Origin of the sequence: Sphingobacterium sp. E70 (assembly GCF_019285695.1) — a bacterium.
Lineage (GTDB): Bacteria > Bacteroidota > Bacteroidia > Sphingobacteriales > Sphingobacteriaceae > Sphingobacterium > Sphingobacterium detergens.
Window position 1 is genome coordinate 2,532,022 of the sequence record NZ_CP079104.1, and the last position, 18,379, is coordinate 2,550,400.

The 18,379-nt window shown below is 43.3% G+C and carries 27 protein-coding genes and 3 pseudogenes; 11 read left to right on the plus strand and 19 right to left on the minus strand.

Annotated elements, in window-relative coordinates; genetic code table 11:
* Window positions 1-983, minus strand: a pseudogene (locus KUH03_RS18100) (endonuclease/exonuclease/phosphatase family protein).
* Window positions 984-1,469: 486 nt separating this feature from the next.
* Between KUH03_RS18100 and KUH03_RS48725 the strand changes: the two are divergent.
* Genes KUH03_RS48725 through KUH03_RS48730 form a run of 4 tightly spaced genes read left to right on the plus strand, consistent with a single transcriptional unit; the run spans window position 1,470 to window position 3,815 of the window.
* Entirely contained in the window at window positions 1,470-1,769 is a 300-nt protein-coding gene (locus tag KUH03_RS48725; protein ID WP_373564747.1) for a hypothetical protein, read from the plus strand.
* On the plus strand, window positions 1,699-2,247 hold the full coding sequence (gene gldL / locus KUH03_RS18105; RefSeq protein WP_257095457.1) for a gliding motility protein GldL: 549 nt from the start codon (window positions 1,699-1,701) through the stop codon (window positions 2,245-2,247). The genes KUH03_RS48725 and gldL overlap by 71 nt, the downstream gene beginning before the upstream one ends.
* 30 nt (window positions 2,248-2,277) lie before the next feature.
* The gene (gene gldM, locus KUH03_RS18110; protein WP_373564748.1) at window positions 2,278-3,552 is read left to right on the plus strand and encodes a gliding motility protein GldM; all 1,275 of its coding nucleotides are present in this window, start codon (window positions 2,278-2,280) and stop codon (window positions 3,550-3,552) included.
* Window positions 3,534-3,815, plus strand: a complete 282-nt coding sequence (locus tag KUH03_RS48730) for a GldM family protein (RefSeq protein ID WP_373564749.1) — start codon at window positions 3,534-3,536, stop codon at window positions 3,813-3,815. The genes gldM and KUH03_RS48730 overlap by 19 nt, the downstream gene beginning before the upstream one ends.
* Window positions 3,816-4,127: 312 nt before the next feature.
* Here KUH03_RS48730 and KUH03_RS18115 read toward each other — a convergent pair whose 3' ends face one another.
* The gene (locus KUH03_RS18115) at window positions 4,128-4,502 is read right to left on the minus strand and encodes a hypothetical protein (RefSeq protein ID WP_257095459.1); all 375 of its coding nucleotides are present in this window, start codon (window positions 4,500-4,502) and stop codon (window positions 4,128-4,130) included.
* Between the two features lie 3 nt (window positions 4,503-4,505).
* Between KUH03_RS18115 and KUH03_RS18120 the strand changes: the two genes are divergently transcribed.
* Complete coding sequence (locus KUH03_RS18120) at window positions 4,506-4,994, plus strand: hypothetical protein (RefSeq protein ID WP_257095461.1); 489 nt, start codon at window positions 4,506-4,508, stop codon at window positions 4,992-4,994.
* Window positions 4,995-5,255: 261 nt separating this feature from the next.
* On the opposite strand, the gene KUH03_RS18125 is transcribed toward KUH03_RS18120, so the two are convergent.
* The 7 genes from KUH03_RS18125 to KUH03_RS18155 all read right to left on the minus strand — a co-directional run bounded on the left by KUH03_RS18125 (window position 5,256) and on the right by KUH03_RS18155 (window position 9,386).
* Window positions 5,256-5,522 carry a DUF5675 family protein gene (locus tag KUH03_RS18125; RefSeq protein ID WP_257095463.1) on the minus strand — a complete coding sequence of 89 codons (267 nt, stop codon included), beginning with the start codon at window positions 5,520-5,522 and terminating at the stop codon, window positions 5,256-5,258.
* Complete coding sequence (locus KUH03_RS18130; RefSeq protein ID WP_257095464.1) at window positions 5,519-5,737, minus strand: DUF5675 family protein; 219 nt, start codon at window positions 5,735-5,737, stop codon at window positions 5,519-5,521. Before KUH03_RS18130 ends, KUH03_RS18125 begins: the two co-directional genes overlap by 4 nt.
* Before the next feature lie 261 nt (window positions 5,738-5,998).
* Window positions 5,999-6,394, minus strand: a complete 396-nt coding sequence (locus tag KUH03_RS18135; protein ID WP_257095466.1) for a hypothetical protein — start codon at window positions 6,392-6,394, stop codon at window positions 5,999-6,001.
* 1,352 nt (window positions 6,395-7,746) lie between these two features.
* Window positions 7,747-8,013, minus strand: coding sequence for a histidine kinase (locus tag KUH03_RS18140; protein ID WP_257095468.1), 267 nt, complete (start codon window positions 8,011-8,013; stop codon window positions 7,747-7,749).
* 61 nt (window positions 8,014-8,074) lie between these two features.
* Window positions 8,075-8,464, minus strand: a complete 390-nt coding sequence (locus KUH03_RS18145) for a hypothetical protein (protein ID WP_257095470.1) — start codon at window positions 8,462-8,464, stop codon at window positions 8,075-8,077.
* A gap of 191 nt (window positions 8,465-8,655) precedes the next feature.
* Window positions 8,656-9,135, minus strand: a complete 480-nt coding sequence (locus KUH03_RS18150) for a response regulator (protein ID WP_257095472.1) — start codon at window positions 9,133-9,135, stop codon at window positions 8,656-8,658.
* A 20-nt stretch (window positions 9,136-9,155) separates the two neighbouring features.
* Entirely contained in the window at window positions 9,156-9,386 is a 231-nt protein-coding gene (locus tag KUH03_RS18155; protein ID WP_257095474.1) for a hypothetical protein, read from the minus strand.
* A 45-nt stretch (window positions 9,387-9,431) separates the two neighbouring features.
* Here KUH03_RS18155 and KUH03_RS18160 point away from each other — a divergent pair, with 45 nt between their 5' ends.
* The 6 genes from KUH03_RS18160 to KUH03_RS18185 all read left to right on the plus strand — a co-directional run bounded on the left by KUH03_RS18160 (window position 9,432) and on the right by KUH03_RS18185 (window position 12,712).
* Window positions 9,432-9,650 (plus strand): hypothetical protein, encoded by a 219-nt coding sequence (locus tag KUH03_RS18160; RefSeq protein ID WP_257095477.1) that lies wholly within the window; start codon window positions 9,432-9,434, stop codon window positions 9,648-9,650.
* 14 nt (window positions 9,651-9,664) lie between these two features.
* Window positions 9,665-9,850, plus strand: a complete 186-nt coding sequence (locus KUH03_RS18165) for a hypothetical protein (RefSeq protein ID WP_257095479.1) — start codon at window positions 9,665-9,667, stop codon at window positions 9,848-9,850.
* A 2-nt stretch (window positions 9,851-9,852) separates the two neighbouring features.
* Complete coding sequence (locus KUH03_RS18170; protein WP_257095481.1) at window positions 9,853-10,821, plus strand: hypothetical protein; 969 nt, start codon at window positions 9,853-9,855, stop codon at window positions 10,819-10,821.
* Between the two features lie 310 nt (window positions 10,822-11,131).
* Window positions 11,132-11,488: a hypothetical protein gene (locus tag KUH03_RS18175; protein WP_257095483.1), complete on the plus strand. Its 357-nt coding sequence runs from the start codon at window positions 11,132-11,134 to the stop codon at window positions 11,486-11,488.
* Complete coding sequence (locus tag KUH03_RS18180; RefSeq protein WP_257095485.1) at window positions 11,439-12,104, plus strand: AraC family transcriptional regulator; 666 nt, start codon at window positions 11,439-11,441, stop codon at window positions 12,102-12,104. Before KUH03_RS18175 ends, KUH03_RS18180 begins: the two co-directional genes overlap by 50 nt.
* 233 nt (window positions 12,105-12,337) lie before the next feature.
* Window positions 12,338-12,712 carry a hypothetical protein gene (locus KUH03_RS18185; protein WP_257095495.1) on the plus strand — a complete coding sequence of 125 codons (375 nt, stop codon included), beginning with the start codon at window positions 12,338-12,340 and terminating at the stop codon, window positions 12,710-12,712.
* A gap of 211 nt (window positions 12,713-12,923) precedes the next feature.
* Here the strand turns inward: KUH03_RS18185 and KUH03_RS48735 are convergent.
* The 10 genes and pseudogenes from KUH03_RS48735 to KUH03_RS18225 form a co-directional block, all read right to left on the minus strand.
* Window positions 12,924-13,061 (minus strand): annotated as a pseudogene (locus KUH03_RS48735) (RagB/SusD family nutrient uptake outer membrane protein); the annotation flags it as partial.
* 169 nt (window positions 13,062-13,230) lie between these two features.
* Window positions 13,231-13,671 carry a RagB/SusD family nutrient uptake outer membrane protein gene (locus KUH03_RS18190; protein ID WP_373564750.1) on the minus strand — a complete coding sequence of 147 codons (441 nt, stop codon included), beginning with the start codon at window positions 13,669-13,671 and terminating at the stop codon, window positions 13,231-13,233.
* Window positions 13,668-14,096, minus strand: a complete 429-nt coding sequence (locus KUH03_RS18195) for a RagB/SusD family nutrient uptake outer membrane protein (RefSeq protein WP_257095499.1) — start codon at window positions 14,094-14,096, stop codon at window positions 13,668-13,670. The genes KUH03_RS18190 and KUH03_RS18195 overlap by 4 nt, the downstream gene beginning before the upstream one ends.
* 83 nt (window positions 14,097-14,179) lie before the next feature.
* A complete protein-coding gene (locus tag KUH03_RS18200) occupies window positions 14,180-14,590 on the minus strand; it encodes a hypothetical protein (RefSeq protein WP_257095501.1) in 411 nt (136 codons plus the stop codon).
* On the minus strand, window positions 14,547-14,909 hold the full coding sequence (locus tag KUH03_RS18205) for a hypothetical protein (protein ID WP_257095503.1): 363 nt from the start codon (window positions 14,907-14,909) through the stop codon (window positions 14,547-14,549). Before KUH03_RS18205 ends, KUH03_RS18200 begins: the two co-directional genes overlap by 44 nt.
* A 50-nt stretch (window positions 14,910-14,959) precedes the next feature.
* Window positions 14,960-15,175, minus strand: a pseudogene (locus KUH03_RS48740) (TonB-dependent receptor domain-containing protein); the annotation flags it as partial.
* 34 nt (window positions 15,176-15,209) lie between these two features.
* Window positions 15,210-16,541: a hypothetical protein gene (locus KUH03_RS18210; RefSeq protein ID WP_257095505.1), complete on the minus strand. Its 1,332-nt coding sequence runs from the start codon at window positions 16,539-16,541 to the stop codon at window positions 15,210-15,212.
* A gap of 26 nt (window positions 16,542-16,567) precedes the next feature.
* Entirely contained in the window at window positions 16,568-16,897 is a 330-nt protein-coding gene (locus KUH03_RS18215; protein WP_257095507.1) for a TonB-dependent receptor plug domain-containing protein, read from the minus strand.
* A complete protein-coding gene (locus tag KUH03_RS18220) occupies window positions 16,872-17,084 on the minus strand; it encodes a hypothetical protein (RefSeq protein ID WP_257095509.1) in 213 nt (70 codons plus the stop codon). Before KUH03_RS18220 ends, KUH03_RS18215 begins: the two co-directional genes overlap by 26 nt.
* Before the next feature lie 228 nt (window positions 17,085-17,312).
* Complete coding sequence (locus KUH03_RS18225) at window positions 17,313-17,906, minus strand: TlpA family protein disulfide reductase (RefSeq protein ID WP_257095511.1); 594 nt, start codon at window positions 17,904-17,906, stop codon at window positions 17,313-17,315.
* Between the last annotated feature and the right edge of the window lie 473 nt (window positions 17,907-18,379).

Below are 18,379 nucleotides of genomic sequence, written 5' to 3' on the forward strand. Positions count from 1 at the left end.
CTACTTTCGATTATCACTTTCCTCCTCACGGCCTTCGACGATAAGCTCGTTTACTTCGGACATTTCTCCCTGTTCAAGGTGTTCGATATCTTCAGCCTGTTCATCCGAATACCGGTCGATAAAAAAGGTACAGCCCATGGGGAAATGATCCGAACCGACCGAAGGATAAATAAACAACTTATCAATAAATACATTAGGACTGTGGAAAAGCAAATCTAAGGGCACCCGAAAAAACCAATAATTAGCATGGAACGTAGATAAGATCCCACGTCCTATCCGCGCATCGATCAGCTTGCTGGTTTTCTTAAACAAGACGGAGGATCTGGCCCAAGCCACATTGTTAAAGTCCCCGTAACCAGCACGGGCATTTTATAATCGCGCACCTTTTTTGCCACACTGAGCAGATCGCCATCCCGTTCTTTGGAATTCTCTTCCTCCGTAGGGCTCGGTGGCGGTGGATGTACCGCAAAAAAGACAAAACGATGGCCATCATCCGTTTCCAGTTCAACTTCGATACTTGGAATATCATCTGCAACAAAATAGTGAATCTGACTTTTATTGACTTTCAGCTTGGTATAAAAATGCATCCCATAGGTATTGTCCAAGGTAACTTTGACAGCATTCGGATAGTCCGATTCCAATACCCGTAAAGCCTTTTCCCATACCGCATCACTTTCCATGGTCAGGAAGATCTTGGGTTCTTCTTTGCGGATCAAATCGATAAAACGCTCATGTTCTTTATTAAACTGCAGCACATTGCAAGATATAATTTTAATGCTATCCGAGGCATCTTTTCCTTTTTCGTATTTATCCTTACGCCAAAATTTAGTGTAACGCACCAGGATAAATACATGATAAGCAATCAGCAAGGCCTGAACAATCTGTATTGCCCAAATCCATGGTGATTCAGCAAGCAGATAAAATCCCCAGGCAAGCACTGGCACCTGAAAAACCAGCAACTGCAATTTCACAAACTCAGCCACACGAAAGATCCAGTGCTGGCATCGGATAAAAGGCAGTAAACTAAGGAGGATCAAGACCCTGATAAAACAAGAAATAAGATCTGCATATTGATTTCAAATTTACTTTACAAAGATATTGCTTGAGCGGGATATTTTTATATCAGTGACAGGCTTTCTATCTTTCTACATCACTTTATGATCAATATAACTATTGAGACCAACGAACGTTTATTTTATTTAAAAAAGTCTATTTCAAATCTCAAATGGATTGAATAAGAACGTAGAGTTTAGACTTACATGGATCTTTGGTATATTTTTTGAAACAAGCAGATCTATCAAATAATCAACACTAAATGAAATACTATCGGCATAATGCTATACTATTAAATAGACAAATCCGTTTTATACAGATGAAGTCAAACGAAAATAAAACTTTCAAAAAAAAATTAGACCAAATACATACATAAAAACTATGAGCAAGAAAAAGACAATTCAAGATGGCTAAATGTGGCCATATCCTGGGGAGCAAGTATCGTCATCATCGGGGTACTTTTCAAGATTCTCCATATCGGTGGTAGTACAGCCAACTATATGATCGGTATCGGACTCGGGGTTGAGGCACTACTTTTTTTTTTTCTAATGGGATTCAATCCCCAGCGCCAGAACCAGATTGGAGCCGTGTCTATCCTGAATTGGACGATAATTTCAATGGCGAACTCCTGTTCGTGGCAAAGCAGTGGTTGCGCAGCCCGCAGGCCCATCTGCCACAGCCGCTTTGGACAAAATGTTTGCAGACGCCAATATTGAGCCAGCAAGTATCGAAAACTTGGGCCGCGGGTTACGTGACTTCAGCGAGAAGGTATCTGCTATTAACAAACTGTCTGATGTTTCACTGGCGACAGAGGAATTTACACAGAAACTCCGAACAGCAACCTCCAAATTTGACAACCTGAGCCTCGCTTTTGAAAAAGCTTCGGAAAACCTCGTGGCCATGTCCAATACATCTGGTGATACAGCAAACTACCATGATCAGGTGAAAAACCTGACCAGCAATCTGGGGCAGCTGAATGCCATGTACGAACGTGAGCTACGCGACTCTGCATCACACCTACAATCCATGAATAAGTTTTACGAGAACCTGAGCTATACCATGCAAAACTTCAACGAGTCCCTGGACGACTCCAAAGCGTTCAAGGAAGAAGTCGGCAAGCTGGCTAAAAACCTCAATGCATTGAATGCCATCTACGGCAATATGCTCAGTGCTATGAACCAGCCGCGTATATAATTTACCCTTGTACTACTTAAATTAGAAAAAATGGCATTAGGAAGAGAAACGCCAAGACAGCGGATGATCGGCATCCTCTATCTGGTACTATTGGCCTTATTAGCGCTCAATGTACCGGATTCCATCTTGGATGCATTCAAAAATATCAATAATAGTCTCGAAACATCCAAGTCAAATGTCAATACAGCTGTACAACAGCTGTTCGCTGCATTTGAAAATACCAAGTTAAAAGAAGAACCGGCACGTGCCAAACCTATTTACGATAAAGCTAAAAAGGCGCAGGCCATTATTGGCGAACTGGATAAATATATTCTATCCCTGAAAGAAGAATTTGTCAAACAGGGCGGAGGTTACGATGAAGAAAAAGGAGATCTTGTCAAACGGGAAAATGAGGATATCTCACCCAATCTGATGATCAACGAGAAAAAAGGAACTGTCCTCAAGGATAAGATCAATGACACCCGTGCCAAGTTATTGGCACTGCTTACCCCGGAGGAGCAGAAAATGGTCTCCTTCTCTCTGGAAGCCAAGAACCCCGAAAAGTCTGTTAATGGCAAAAAATCCTGGGAAGAAATTAATTTTGGCAGTGGCACACCATTAACTGCAGCGATGACCATCCTCACAAAGATCCAGACCGATGCACAAAATGCAGAGTCAGATGTTGTTAAGATTATCTTAGGTAAAATGGACCAGGCAGTAGTCAATCTGGACAAATTTGCGGCTGTAGCTGTTGCACCGACCTCCTATCTGGTACAAGGCCAACCGTACAAAGCCGAGGTCTTTTTGACTGCATCCGATTCCAAATCCGAACCAGCTATTTCGGTCAACGGTTCGGCCCTACAGATTGTCGATGGTAAAGGTGTCTACTCGGTACCGACTAATCGGGAAGGTATTTTTAGCTGGACCGGCGTGATCAAGGTCAAACAAACAGATGGATCCTTTAAAGAATACCGGACTCCACAGCAGACCTACCAGGTCGCACGTCCTTCGGCGGTGGTATCTCCGGATAAAATGAATGTACTGTATATCGGAGTCAATAATCCCATATCGGTTTCCGCTCCAGGAACACCTACGGATAAAGTTCATGTGAACATGAGCGGAGGTGGCAGTATATCCAGCGCAGGAGGTGGTAAATATAATGTACGGGTAAGTTCGCCCGGCACAACTCGTATCTCCGTCTCGGCCGAAATCGCTCCTGGTAAAACACAGACGCTGAGCTCAACAGAGTTTCGTGTCAAAAGAATCCCAGACCCGATTGCTAAATTTGCAGGAAAACGGGTGGATCTATGGCAACAGTTGCGCTGAAGGCACAAAATGCCCTATTTGCGAAACTGGATAATTTTGATTTTGACGCTACGTTCAAAGTGACCAAGTTTACCATGATTATCGCCAAACCGCGTGCCGACGCGATCGTACTGTCCACCTCTGGCGGTCAGTTGAGCTCAAGCATGTCATCGGCTTTAAATGGGATTGTCCCAGGCACTCGTGTTATCTTTGATAATATCGTCGCGGTGGGCCCAGATGGAACCTCCAGACAGCTCAATGCTGTGGCATTGACAGCAAATTAGAAAAATCACCCCTACATTTATACATGAGGCCTTCTCCTTTGTTGGAGAAGGCTTTTTTTACAAAAATCCACTCCTGTAGAAAGAACTGAATTCATAGCCGTTAGACCGAAATGCATTTTTGAGGAAAGGACTATGGTTTGTCTGTGGGTTCAATCTGCTCAAAAGCGGCAATAAGCGGTCTACTGAGGAGGAATTGTGGCATATCTTGAAGAAGCCTCTTTATGCCAAAAGAAACTAACTGAAGGGATATGCACATAGAAAGAGCCATTCCCAAAATGGCAATGGCTCAAAAAAGAATTCAATCTATTCCTGTTATTTACGCTGGCAATCTGCTGTCCAGACCTTGTCATCTTTGGTATAACCGATCGTTAATTTGCCAGCATCAATGCGGATCACTCCTGTCCCCGCTGAGCCAATATTAATCAACACATTGTCTTTCTCTTCGAAGTCAACACCATTTAGATTGGGAATACTATTGCCAAAAGCAAAGTTATAGGTATTACCGGTTTTTGTTACTGTAATGGTACCATCTGCAGAAGCGACATCCTTACTATTATCCTTCAGGTCGTCAAATGCGATCTTCCCTTCATATTTACCGATAAAAAGATTGTTGTCTGCAGGATCATCATCTTTGCTGCATGATGTGAAGCTGATTACCGCTGTCAAAATAAGCATACCTAATCCCAAAGTTTGAATAAATTTTCTCATAGTTCACGTGTATATGTAAGTCAAAATTTTATTAAAATCGGTAGGTCAAATCCAAACTTTATGCCATCGCAGCCTTCACAAGACAAGATCCGTATCAATCGAAATATAAAAAGTACTAATACAGATCAAGCGTATAAATACTTTTACCGTCCAAATTGGGGCATCTACTCGCGGCAGATGCCCCGCTCCTATTTTCGTCGGAATATTCGATTTAAAAGACGGCTCAACAGGAAACTGACCAGCGTCCCTATCAGCGCCGTGCATGCCCCGTATAGTAGGTCACCTACTGAAAAAGATGCCCATATCCCGCAAAGTGTTCCACCAATTGCCGACAACCGTATATCACTAAGTTTCATCAATCGCTCCTTTCTCTGCGGGGCTTACCCTTTGCATATCTTGGGCCTGTTTCCTAGCCGCTCCTCCTTATCTTCCGGTCCTATTTCATCCTTATCCCCTTCACTTATCATCTGATCGTCTTCGTTTATGACCGATTCGATGATCCCAAGTCCCAGCAAAAATACTGGACGATATTTAATGCCTTTGCAGGCAGCTTTATCGGTGCCGCAAGTACTAGTCCAAATACCTTTCCTATTTTATTAATTAACTTTTTCATCCGTATATTTTTTTATTTTGTGTTAGCCTCATCTTTTTTCTTTAAGGCATTATTTATAAGTATTTATTTTAACGGTATTCATGAGCTCTTCTCACTCGGCTTATGCCACCTTTGGTGATTTACACACCCCGGCTCAAACTGGCATAGTTGCCTCCCATCAGCCTATTTTCGATAGATAGGATGACCTTGCCGCTTTTTATATGATCGATCACCACTTGATATAAATTCTGGTAAGCCTGCTGTGACTGATAGACTTCATAGTCTTCGCGGAGCTTGTCTCTATGAAAGTAAGTACCCACCAACAGGCAGCCGGCCGTATCCGCATGCGTATTGCCGATATGAATATAGACACTACTGAAAGCTGGTACATGCTGTATCTCGATCATTCCTGATGCATATCCGGAAAACGCTTCTTATAAGCGGTATTCATTCCGCCCCAATAGTTGATCCCGAGACTATACCTTCCAGCAGGAATACAGGTCTGTCCTTTGATTTTATGGTCACGTATACTGTCTTCGAGGACATAACATTGAAACAGTCCGTCTGCATATAATTCAGACAGGGTACTATTTTTCCCCTGTCTGACTCTTTTGAGCAACATATGCATTAGCGCACCAGGATATTGGCCGAATCACTCCAGTCGCCTACCCTTGGGTATTGATCGCGCGCACCTGAACTTCGTAGAACTGACCCACTTCCAGGGGCGCGATAATGTTACTCCTTGACGAAGTGGTCGTAAAGCGGTCGCCCCAGTCCAAAGGATTATCCCTTCGGATGCGATAGCGGTATTCGTAAATGGTCGCAATCTTTTGGGGCGCAAAGTCCAGCTTCACCTGTCCGGACTGCCGACCGTCCGAGAGCCTTACATTGTCCACTTTGAGGGGCACCTGATTGGCAAAGGAGGTGCTATTGGTGGGAATCCCGAACTTAATAACGTAGAGAGATGGCCTTGAGCCACCGAATTGACGTAGTATCCGAGCTGCTGCATCACCACAATAAGCGGGCTACGGCTCTCATCTTTGAGAGCAGTATCTTCGGGCGAACCACGTTTACGGGCAATGGCCAGCTTGGCCGTGAAATCATCCAACAAGGTCTGTATATCCGTCAATGCTGGCGTCGGTGCCGGGTACTTGGCATTGCCGGTCATTGCACCGATAATTGTATTGCAGCTGATGACTAGTTCATCATCTTTCATTTTTCCAAAGCCAATCAGGGCCTTCATTTTTGTTGCCATAATCTTTGTATTATGACCTCCCATTTCTACTATGCATGTGGGCAGGTCTGTTTAATATTCTGTTTGTTAACGATTAAATATTCCTCGCGAGATTATCTAATGACACAAACATATCATGGGAACTGACCGAAAATGAAGTTTTGACCCAGATTGAACGTAATTGAACCTATTTGAGCCAACCTGATCGGCAAAGTGCTAGAAAGGGATGATTTTGCGGTGTGACTGCTCAGCTTCGCACAATAAAATAGCGATTCCGTCCCCTGAAATATTCGCGCAATCCAAGGACTGACACAAACAGACCAGTGAAAAGTTCATTTCCCCGGGCGGGAAATGAAACAGACGGGTATTTGTTTTAAATTTCCGTGTGACTGAACAGCAAATTCCCCTGACTGCACCAATCAGTCAAGGGAATTTCTCAATCGGCCGACTGACTCTCCGTTTCTGCCATGGAGAAAAAACAAACAGTCAAGCGTTTGTTTCATACTTTTGGTTGGCAAGACTGCAAAAGTATGGCGCGGAAATACTATTCCCTGTGGGTATTCCACCTCAAAAAAGTCCGGAACTTATATTTTTCCTTTGAGCCTGCTCCGTTCGAGTGCCTCGATCAGATCTTCTTCAAAGTAGCGGTCATCGCCGGTGAGTGTCATCGGATTGAGCAACCCCTCCCGCACACGGCGTTTATAAGTCGAAACGCTGATACCGAGATAATCGGTCACTTCGGTATGTGTCCAGAGTTTACGCTCGCGTAGTGGCTTTTTTCCACTTTCTTTACTTTAAGGATGAGGATCAACGTGATCAGCAGGCGGTATATCGCGACTAAAATTTTAGTCAATTTTTCTATACGATCTATTAATGTATGTAAGAATACACTTAGGTTCATGGTCTATGGGTTTAAGACCATCGACGCACAGGTAGGGTTATTTCCAGAAACAAAGAAATATCAGCTCTATTTCAAGGTCTGCCAAGCCCTGCGAAATAAAGGAAATACCCACGGATGGTAAAGGTTTATAATTGCTTTAAATTACGCATTTTTCTGCTCTATTTCAGCATTGGCTATGCTGATAAAAAGAGACCGACACCATAAATACAGATTCATTATTAAACACCGTCAGAACGCCATGCTGCGGATCCATTAACCGCAGCTGGCGCTCAATTCTTTGCAGCGTTGTATTGTGACTTATCTTACCTGTCACCGGTTTGGCGGCGACTCGGTTGGATACCTGCAAGCCGCATCCTATTATCCTCTGCCATGGTAATCACTATGCGTATAGGGTACGTCTTCACGGATGTCTCGCCATATTGCAATGCATTTTCGACCAGATTGAACAGGAGCATTTTGGGTACTAAGAAGTCTTCGTCTACACAATTTTCATACGTTATATAAATTTTTGATGCTTTATAAATTCATATAGATTCACCAATTTATCGATCATCAGCATTTCAAGCTGCAGTGATAGCCAGGGCCTGTTATCTATTTTTAAATAAAAGGTAGTGATCTTACCCAGTATCGCCACCGCATGCAGTGCCTGATCCGAAGACTGCCTAATCAGGGTACGAATAGTGGCCATGCTATTGCCGATAAAGTGCGGATCAAGGTGTTTGGCGATCGCCTCCAGCTCCCACTTTTGCGCATCTAAAGACATCTCATCAAGCTTGATTTGCACAGATCGGTACGCCAGCCACTTATCGACCCCAAACTGCCAGCTATACATAAAGAAAGCGACCAACATGGGTGGCAGAATCAAGAATATAACCGGCCAAAAGTTGGAGATCTCCCATTTCCCGGAGTAAAGACCAGCGCTCCGGTAAACAGACTGAAAATAATCGGAATCGCCACAAAAAGGCCATGACCAAAGTCATCCAGACACCTAGCAGATACGCGTTGCATCGAGACCATTTGAATATATTGGGCAGCAGGACATAGCGGGACAGGCCATAAACCATTGTACTCAGCAGCAAAGCGACCAGCTGATCACGCCAGTCCTGAAATGCTGTGGGCACGATCAGAAAGACATAAGCCAGCGCAAAAACAATCGTCATACACAGTACGATGTTTTTGAGCCAGGTCAGCATAAATTGTTTTCTAGCCGGCATGACCTGACCATTTGAAACCGGGATCCATTAGCTTCAATCGTTTATGGAGTTCCTCCGCACGTGATCGTGAAACAGGCTGGAATTTTGGTCCGATATAAACGCCTTCCAGCAGCACTTTTTAACATAGTTTATATTAATGAATACTGACGGGGTAACCCGGACAAATCTCGGATCCTGTCGGAGGGTATCTTCTATGTCCAGCATCCTTTTATTGAGCACACCCAGCAAGACAAACTGGTCATCCGGCCTAAGCCCGTAAAAATGAATATAATTACTTGATTTTTCCAAATAAGCAATTTTCGCAAGTGCGACTGGAATTTTTCATATGTCCTTTTGTTTTCCGGATGCTTTCGCATGGGCGGGCCACTCCTGCGCGCAAGATGGAGTTCACTATTAGGATCTACAACATCCAGAAAGATCGTGGATACGACTCTCATATCCCGACCAGCGTTACTAGCGGGCGCTTTATGCTGTAAATGTTTCAATAAGCCCAGCAGTTCATCCTCCTCAATTGGTTTGGACAAGAAGCCGTCAACATACACTTTATGCCCCTGTAAAGCATATTCCTCCGCATACCCCGTAATAAAAACAAAGTGGGAACAATAATCACGGAGCCTTTTAATAGCGTCCAAGCCTGAATGTTCGGGCATTTCAATATCACAGAAAATCATATAGACCTTTTCATCCGCATTTAAAAATGCAGTTCGGCATCTTTAACGGAGGTAAACTTACCCGCTATCTCAAACAAGCCAAGCTCTTCCAATACGGCGGCAGTATCCTCCAGTGCCCCATACAGATCATCGATTATAACCACAGGAAATTTGCGCATAATAGGTTTATGTCGGTTGGTCACAAAAATACTTATAGCCGTAAAGTAAATAATTACATCCGATACAAACAAATAGTTAACCCCCGTTGTCACCTGATTTTATCAATTTAAAGAAATAAATAATTAAAACACATTATCATGACAAAATTCAAGTTATCTTTTTATCTAATTGGCGTAGGGCTATTTTTCGCAACCGATGTGATTCCTTCCTCTTCGACTACTGCACCTGTACAGGACAGAACAAACGCAAATTATTTGCACTTGGAAGCGCTGGATCACCCCATTCCAGATGGACTATCTACCCGCTTATTCTTCCCAGCCTCGCCAAAAGAACAGTTGGCAAATCAACTTAAATAACAACAGTTGCTCTAGTGAAACGTATGTTAAGGCTGATTTTTGTACTAGGCTGTGTCATGCATTTCAGTATGGCATCAGCCTATAATCTCTGCATCATTTTTAAGCTTCCGGATCGTTTGCCCGAACTATTCAGGTATGTTGCCCGCTATCAGGATCTCGCAGGTCTCAGTGGGGGTATACATTTTATGGTCCCAGCGTAGGCATGCAGGTGCAGCTTGAATACATCCAGTATCAAGAAGGAAGCCAAACCTTCCTGGGCGAACCACGGATACAAAGTGCTACCGGTATGCTCCGGCTCAACAGCTATCTTCAATCAGGCTCGTCATTTCTTGACAGCAGTCAGTCCTACCTACAGGATCAGGTGCGTGCATCAATCAGCAACCTAACAGGCAGTCTGTCCGATATTGTGACTACCGACAGCATTTCATGTCGTTTAATAACGAAATATATACCAGCATTAGGCCAAAAGATGAGCAGCTCCTTTCATCCCAATACATTATTCTTTTTGAGTATATCAAAAATTAAGGTTATGAACAAGGAAGAACAGCTAAGCGCCGATACGATCCTACCTATTATGTTTAGGGGACTAGGCCTACTATTGGCCATAGACATGTGGCGGCTATGGCCAGACCTCAGTATGCTATTTGGCCAGGGTATTTTCCTGGACCAGCACAGCATTTCATGGCAGCAAAGACCAGATACACCATCTATCCACACCCTGATTGCCAATTTACCGGAGTACACGCTAGCCAGCCTAGAATGGATCCATTTCTTTGGCTTGCTGTACATCATCTGCGGGTTAGCCTTGTTTTTGACCACTATTGCAGAGCCGCAATGCTGGGGCTCATTATATTGCATTATCTTTTTTATCGCCAACTATACCTGGAGCTACGGAGCAGATTATCTCGCACAGACAGGTTTGTTTACCGGCTTCATATTCTGTTGTTTAGAAAGTCGTGGCCTACCTCACCAAAGATGGGCCAGACTTGGGTCCACAGTTTTTAGGTTACAGCTTACTTTCGTGTATTTTTTTGCAGGCTTGGGTAAAGCCATTGGCCCCACCTGGTGGAATGGGAAGCGATATGGAAAGCCATACAGCAACCCTTGGGCCCAGCATTGTTTACTATTCCCGAATCTGCCCAGCAGTTTGCGACTATCTGGGCAGGACTAGGAATCGCCACCCTGCTTTTAGAATTGGGATACCCATTGCTCTGGATCAATCGCAGGAGCCGCATCTACATCAGTACCGGCATCATCTTGATGCACATAGGTATAGCCCTGACGATGGGCTTGATCCATTTTCCTGTGTGATGATCTGGTACAACCTCTGTGCCTGGGACCATCCCCTCTTACATTGCATTGCCAAGCCAATTATAAAACCTCTTGAGACCACCGAGCTAACGTTACAGGTGCGAACAGCGACAGCGGATCTCGATACAAAGGAAGGAGGTAATAACAAACACATTAAATAACCAAAATTTATGAAAAAAACATTCCATTTTAGGCTTCCCGAAGTAGACCAATTTAGCCATCAAGTGAAAGCCTTTTTGCCCAAGCTGGCCGATTCAGCGCTACAGCGGTATGAGGATTCAGGCATTCAGCTTGTCGAAGAATACATTGACTATCATAGCGTCATTTTTTACCGGTTGCAGGCCCATGTGCAAGTACCCAACAGGCTATCCATCGAAACGTGTAAAGCAGATTACCACCTGCTGTACAATCTCCATTCACCTACCGAAATCATACTTGAGCAAGCATCAGGTAACAGCCGGGCAGCGCTTCCTCCGCATGCACCAGCTATATCTATATTCCCAATGGGGCTCTCCATACAGACCTAGCCCCGGCGAGTATCTGGTATATGGCGTTTTGGTCGACATAGGCTATATAAGACCCGCCATATACCAGGAGCGCCATTTTCTATCTGAATTCAGATCCGCCCATTTACGGGATAAAGATCGGTTTTATCAGAGTGCCATCTGGCCTATCAAAGAGCGGACCCGCTATCAGCTGTCCCAGATTGAAACACATTTTTTCAAGTATCATAAGGACAACGAAGCCCTGGCGATCAAGCTCGTCTATGACCTGTACGATATTGCTATTTACAAAAATTTTGAGGGGCATGAAAAGATCAATCCGGATGAGCTGCTGGCCGAACGCGCCTTACAGATGATCAGCGATCAGGTACTGCAGACCTTTAGCTACTGTTCGATCCGGGCCATTGCCGATGCACTGGATACGGACATCAGTAAACTGGGCAAAGTCTACAAGTCGACGTACGGTGAAACGCCAAAGCAGACCTGGAATAAGCTCTTAATCCAAAAGGCCAAAAATTTGTTGCTCATAGGGTATTCTGTCAAAGAGGTTTCCAATTATTGTGGCTATGGACATCAGCAAAATTTCTCGACTTTTTCCAGAAGCAGACAGGAGTCGCTCCGGGGACTACGGTACCGATAGAAATGAGGGCGACCGATAGCTATTGATCGAAAAATCATACAATGGCCTACCGAAAAGTCATACATCCATGGAAAATTACCGCGCTAACTTTGGTATAAGATAACAGATCGGCTGAGCTCAGGTAGTACCGGCCGGTCAATAGGAACAACTCCACGGCCGATCCAGGAGGATAATAAGGATAGGTAACTTTTTTAAAATTATAAACATAGAAACATGAACAAAGTAGTAAAAAAGTGATTGGCACACTGGGAACAGGAGCCTTGATCGCAGGTATTATTATCGGAGCGAATGCGAACGATAAAAAGGAAGAAGTGAAAGTAAATAAAGTGGATCCTGAACTTAAGGAATGGCATTTTGACGGAGCGACGAATCCTTCAAACAATGATCCTACAAATGCTGAACAATATTCGGAAGGTAAAAGTTCAACATGTCCCGGTTTGGCACAAACGGCTTGTAATTTAAACGCGCCCGAAACAAGTCCCAACTCGGGTATTATAGATCTGAATTACATGGTACCAGGAACGGGTCAAAGCGTACAACAACGCATTCAATCAGCTATTGCATCAAGTACTCCAAACGAAACAGTCGAGTCCTTTCGTGCAAACTAAGTGAAACACTTAGACAAGAGGTATTTAAACAGGTGCTATCCAAATAAGTAGGATAGCACCTGTTTTTGTTAAAGTGGATTCTGCTGTATACCCGACAGCTGGATCACATCATCAGGAATCTGAAAAGCATACCTCTTATCATTGGCGGGTAACTCATAAGCCTTCCACTCCCCATCCAACAAAAATTTCGCCTTAAATCTTTTTTAAACCGCTTATCATAATTCAACCTCCTGATATCCGTCCATCTCAACCCTCTAAATAAAAGCTCCTTGCGTCGTTCGTTGAGAATATAGCGCAAGACCTCATCCTGTAGCTGTATCCCCCAGGAAAGATAAATCCATTTCGATATCGCTTATCCAGTAAGGATTTTAAGGCAGCTTTAGCCATGTCAAGCCGGCCTTGTCGTGCAAGGCATTCAGCCTTGATGAGATAAAGCTCATCCGTTGCAATACCATTAAAAAATACAGAATTATAAAATCCGATATAGCTACCTTTAAAAGCCACCGTCCCGTCTGACTTTAGGTTAAAAACAATGCTTTTCTGAGGTCGTCATCCTCATAACTGCGGTATAGTATTGTGTCGACATTAGCTATGCTAGGGTCTATTGCAAACACCGTCGCATTATAACTTAAAAATATCGTCTCCGGATTCAAGATCTCAAATGGTGTCGCACTTTGAAAATTTCTATCCTTATAATCCATGAGAATATCATTTATATTCAATGCACGATCAGTATAAAGAAGAGATTTATCATAAGCGCCCATTGTAAGACAAAGGCGGGCTAACATAGCCAAGCTAGCCAATTTTGAAGGACGCATTGCAGTTTCCGATCTGTCCGGCAGTAGTTGGACAGCTTCCATTAAATCTTTCTCTATCTGGACATAGGTATCTTCTAGAGAAGACCTGACCGATCTTTCCTCAAAGTCTGGCGTTAACCTTATTGGCACTCCGAGATTCAACTTGTTATATTCAGCATCGCCACTTTTATAAGCTTCACAATATACTTGAGCCAATTGATAAAATGCATATGCCCGAAAAAAAGTGCCGACCCTTTAATGGAATTATAAATCTCACTACTGCCACCATCTATTTTCTTTAATTGCTCCAGTACCGTATTTGCATTAAAGACTACACGGTATATATTTGAGTAATTCATATTTCTTTCCGCAACTGTGAGGTATGCATATGGCCGCCAAGTATAGGCTTGCTTTTCTAGTTCGGAGAGCGCATTATACGAAGCCCCAGATATATAAAAATCATCTGCTCCAACCTCTACCAGCCCAGATCCCATATAGATATTCATTATATTATTGTTATCCAGCAAAGCCTGTAGCGCTGGCAATGAATTAGGGATCACCAGCGCGCTCTCTGCCTTTTTATCCAAAAATTTATTGCAGGAATGTAGAAAAAACAGTGTTGCACAGCTGCATACAGTGCATGCAATTCTTGACCAATAAGATATCATTTTCATTTTTGTAAGTTTAAATTAACACCTATTGCATAAATACGACTGGGTGGAGTAGCAAAATAATCCGGATCCAATCCATTTTTATTGGCCCGCCATAATATCCCCACATTATTGACCGACGCCGTAAACCGCAGCGGTACCTTGGTAAGGCCGTAGCTCAACTGGATATCCTGTAGCCTGATTACATCTCCCTTTAAGACATTAGCTTCGGAATATCGATAAAATCTGTCCCTATTCGCATCTCCGGGATAGATCATGGAGGGCACGGTCGTCCTCTTTTCGTCACCAGGCTGCTGCCATCGGTCGTAATAATCACTATGTCCGCCCATCACGATAGACGTACCGGCATAGCTCACTGTGTTTTTCTTAAAGTAGTGTCCAAATTTGTAATTGACAGAGAATGTAACCACCAGTGATTTCCAAGCAATCATACCCTAAAAAGCCATAATATTTGGGCAGTGCGTTACCATAATATCGCATATACTGCAATGAATCGTTCATCATTTTGGTATAGGATTTAGATAAGTCATCCTTTAGATAACCCTGCGGGTCGCCATTTTCGGGGTCTAACCCTGCAAATCGGTAAGCGAAAATCGGATACATCTCTTTTCCAATAATCGGATTGATGATTCCACCGTTATTTTCAACATACACAGAAGACGAATATAGTGCGCCTTTATATTCTTTGACCACAGTACTCGACTTAGAAAGCCTATTGTAGTACGCCACTGCAGGCGACTTGTTATAGGAGACGAAATTTCAATTTTGGCATCAAAACCTTTACCCCTAATTTTACCAATATTACGCTGTACCTCTGCGAATCCTGTCGTCGGATCGATCTGATCCGGTGCGATCAGATCGATAGACCATTTGTCATACCATTCAAACGAACCTGAAATTCTATTCTTAAGAATTGCGAAATCCAGTCCATTATTCCACGTCCGTACCTCTTCCCACTTTAAATAAGGGTTTGGGGAGTAGAGATGATACCAAATGGATAGTTTGTATAATTAGCAGCACTGGAATAGGTCATAATCGGATCACGAGTCGCTCCAACGCTGATATTACCACTAGTACCGTAGGTACTCGAATACGCAGATTATTTAACCAGGTGTAGTTTTTCAGGAATGTTTCCTTTGACAAGTTCCAGGCTGCTCCCGCTGACCACAGCGGATTCCAGCGCTCGTTGGTCACTACCCCGAACTTATTTGCTCCGTCCTTGCGCATAGATCCGGTCAATATATATTTCCCCTTATAGGCGTATGCTCCATTTGCATAGAGCGATATAAATCGCTGGACGCTTGCACTGTTGGAGCCACTATACGGGATGTAAGCATTATTATACAAATTATCATAAGTTGGATAAGAATTGACATAATCCACTTTCTTTACGGTCAATACATCCGTATCCAGTCCATAATTACGGTACGAATTGCCCTGCGACTGGCGATCGCTCCATTCGGATCCTATGAGCAGGTTGAGCTTGTGCGTATCGTTCCAATTTTTATCGTAATCTAGCTGCGCTCTTACACGATGTCCGACCATCTCGTTGTACGATCGGTCTTCGATAGCACCTTTTGGCACAATATATTTTACATTTCCGTCCTTATCAACCTGTGTGAATCTATTGATAAGGTCCCTGGAAAAGAAGCTATTCTCTTCGTACAGCGCCCTTCCTTTAGACTTTTGGGTTTCCAATCCATACAATAGTTTCATATTTAACCCTTCCATCAGTTTGTAAGTTGTGGTCAGATTTGCAGCCATATGATCAATATTACCCCGGGATTGACTCTGTCCCAAATCATCAAAAGGATTTAGTGTCCAATCCATCAGTTTACTTTTGGTCAGGCTCTTTACGTAATCCGGGTTTAATAAATAAGGCACCATGATGCTATTGCTATTATCGTCAAAAAGCCTCGTATACGGATAAGTAACATAGTTACTTATCCCGAGCGAAGATCTCAACATCTTGGTGGCATAGGAAAGATCCGCCTGGATCTGCAGTCGACCACCAATCCGAAATAGATTATTCTGCCTTAGACTTATGCGGTCATCGCTTTTCATCAATTCATTTGCCAGTGATCTATCCCACCCAACTGACAGACTATGATCAGACCGAGGTGAGCCATTATTTATACGCAGATAATGCTGTTGCAGGCCACCCCATCGATAAAATCGTTCTTTATCTTTACGCACATCATTACCCCTCAACCCATCGATATACAGCATCGCTGCCTCATGGGATATCTCGCCGGTTTTGGCTTTCTGCAGCATACTGACCACAGGCGATGGAACGATCTTTCTTAGCGAAAGTGGATTAGTAAAGAGATTGTTATAATGCCCGTTATCAAACAGCATCATTTCGACATCGATGGCATCAGCGGCTTTTACAATTGGCGTATAATAAAGATCTTCAGGAGCCTGAAGAGTCCAACTGGAAGAAAAAGTGGCCTGAAATCTACTATTTGCTTTTTCGTGGTAATAACGATTACACCGTTTCCAGCCCTCGCTCCCCAGATTGAGGTGGCGGCTGCATCCTTGAGCAAAGTAACGGATTCGACATCATTAGGGTTAATCTGATCCAGCGAGCCTTCAAAAGGAAAATTGTCAACGACAATCAACGGTGCTATGTTGGCCCCTGAGAACGAGTTTAGACCGCGAATATTTAGCTGCGCGCTTCTATTTCGATTATCAAACTGCAATCCAGTCGCCCCCATCCAATTGTCCTAATATAGAAGTTGACACCCTTCTTTTCAGCAATTCAGCACTCAGCTGTTCGAAAGAACCAGTAGCTCTTTCTTTTGGCAATTTTTGAAATCCATCACTATACACCACTGCTTCGTCCAGCTGTATATGATTTCGTTTGAGCACAATACTAAGGGGTGCGACGTTTGTCACCAGCAACGTATCGGAAATGTATCCAAACTTATTGCTATTGATCAGGACTGGCAGTTTTAATACATTGAATGAAAAAAACCAGCATTGTCTGTGGTCGCCAATAATTCATTTGCGCTATTACGGAGCATAGCCTGTGGTATGGGGTCTCCGCCTCATTCTGCACCTTACCCGATAGCGATACCTGACCGAATACATCCCTTATAAACAGCAGGATCAATAGTACAAGGATCGGTCTCATTTCTTCCTACCTTTCCTTTTATTGGTCAACACTTCGATTTGGTTCTCATTGAGAAAGTCGGAGATCGATGTTGCGCCTAAGCGCCCAAAGTCATCCAACCAAATAAATATCGGTACAGCCTGATGTGGGAATAGTTGCTTTAAGTAGCTATCAAATAGTATGGAAGGTGTTTTTGTACGGTATTTGGCATATTTTTCACCTACAAAGATATCAACTACTTTTGCCGTATCACGATCATAACTATTGACGAGCAGAAAATTAATATCATCTCCATAGCGCTCTTTAAAGCGATCTAGTTTAGGAAAATTAGGCATGCAGGAAGTGCACCAAGTGGCCCAAAAATCTAAGATTAACGGTTTACCGCGATATCTCTCCAGCGTCTGCTTTTTATAAGTACCATTCTCAAAAACTGTAAATTGGGTGGACCAAAACTCCTCGGGCACTCTAAACCCGAGCATGACCGGATCTGTATGACTAGGCCCATCGGCCCCGCTGTCCTTGCGGGGCGTCTGAGCCGATAAACTAAACATAGAAAACCATAGGATAGATATTAGGGCACTATACAGTTTGATTGTCTTCGGATTGGGCAAGAGTTCTCCTGCCCTAAAAAATGTCTCATTTTTTAAGTTTTAATGGAGTGGTCTAAGGCAAGGATTATCCTGTCCGATCGGAATCAGCAATATCATCCCAGGGTCTGGCCTGAGCCACTCCGGTAAATAAATAGAACTATTAATAGGTCTACAGATGCGGTGCAGGACAATTACACATGATTTGATAGAGACGATACCGCATCCGTTGGAAAAATGAAAAACCGACCCTGTTTATAGAAATTCTATATATTTCTTTTCTAAAACTTTGCATCTGACTTGCGAATTCCGTACTTTTAAGGTGCTAGAATAAAAGAATGGAGGATCAGGCAATTGTCGGGCATCGATCTTGAAAAAATCAGGCCGGCAAAATCAACAACATTATGCCAATAAGTACGGCTTTTGAGCCTTTCTTAATGTGCATTTTAATACTGTAGGTATTGCGCATTGTTGATTTTAAGCTCTTTGATACTACT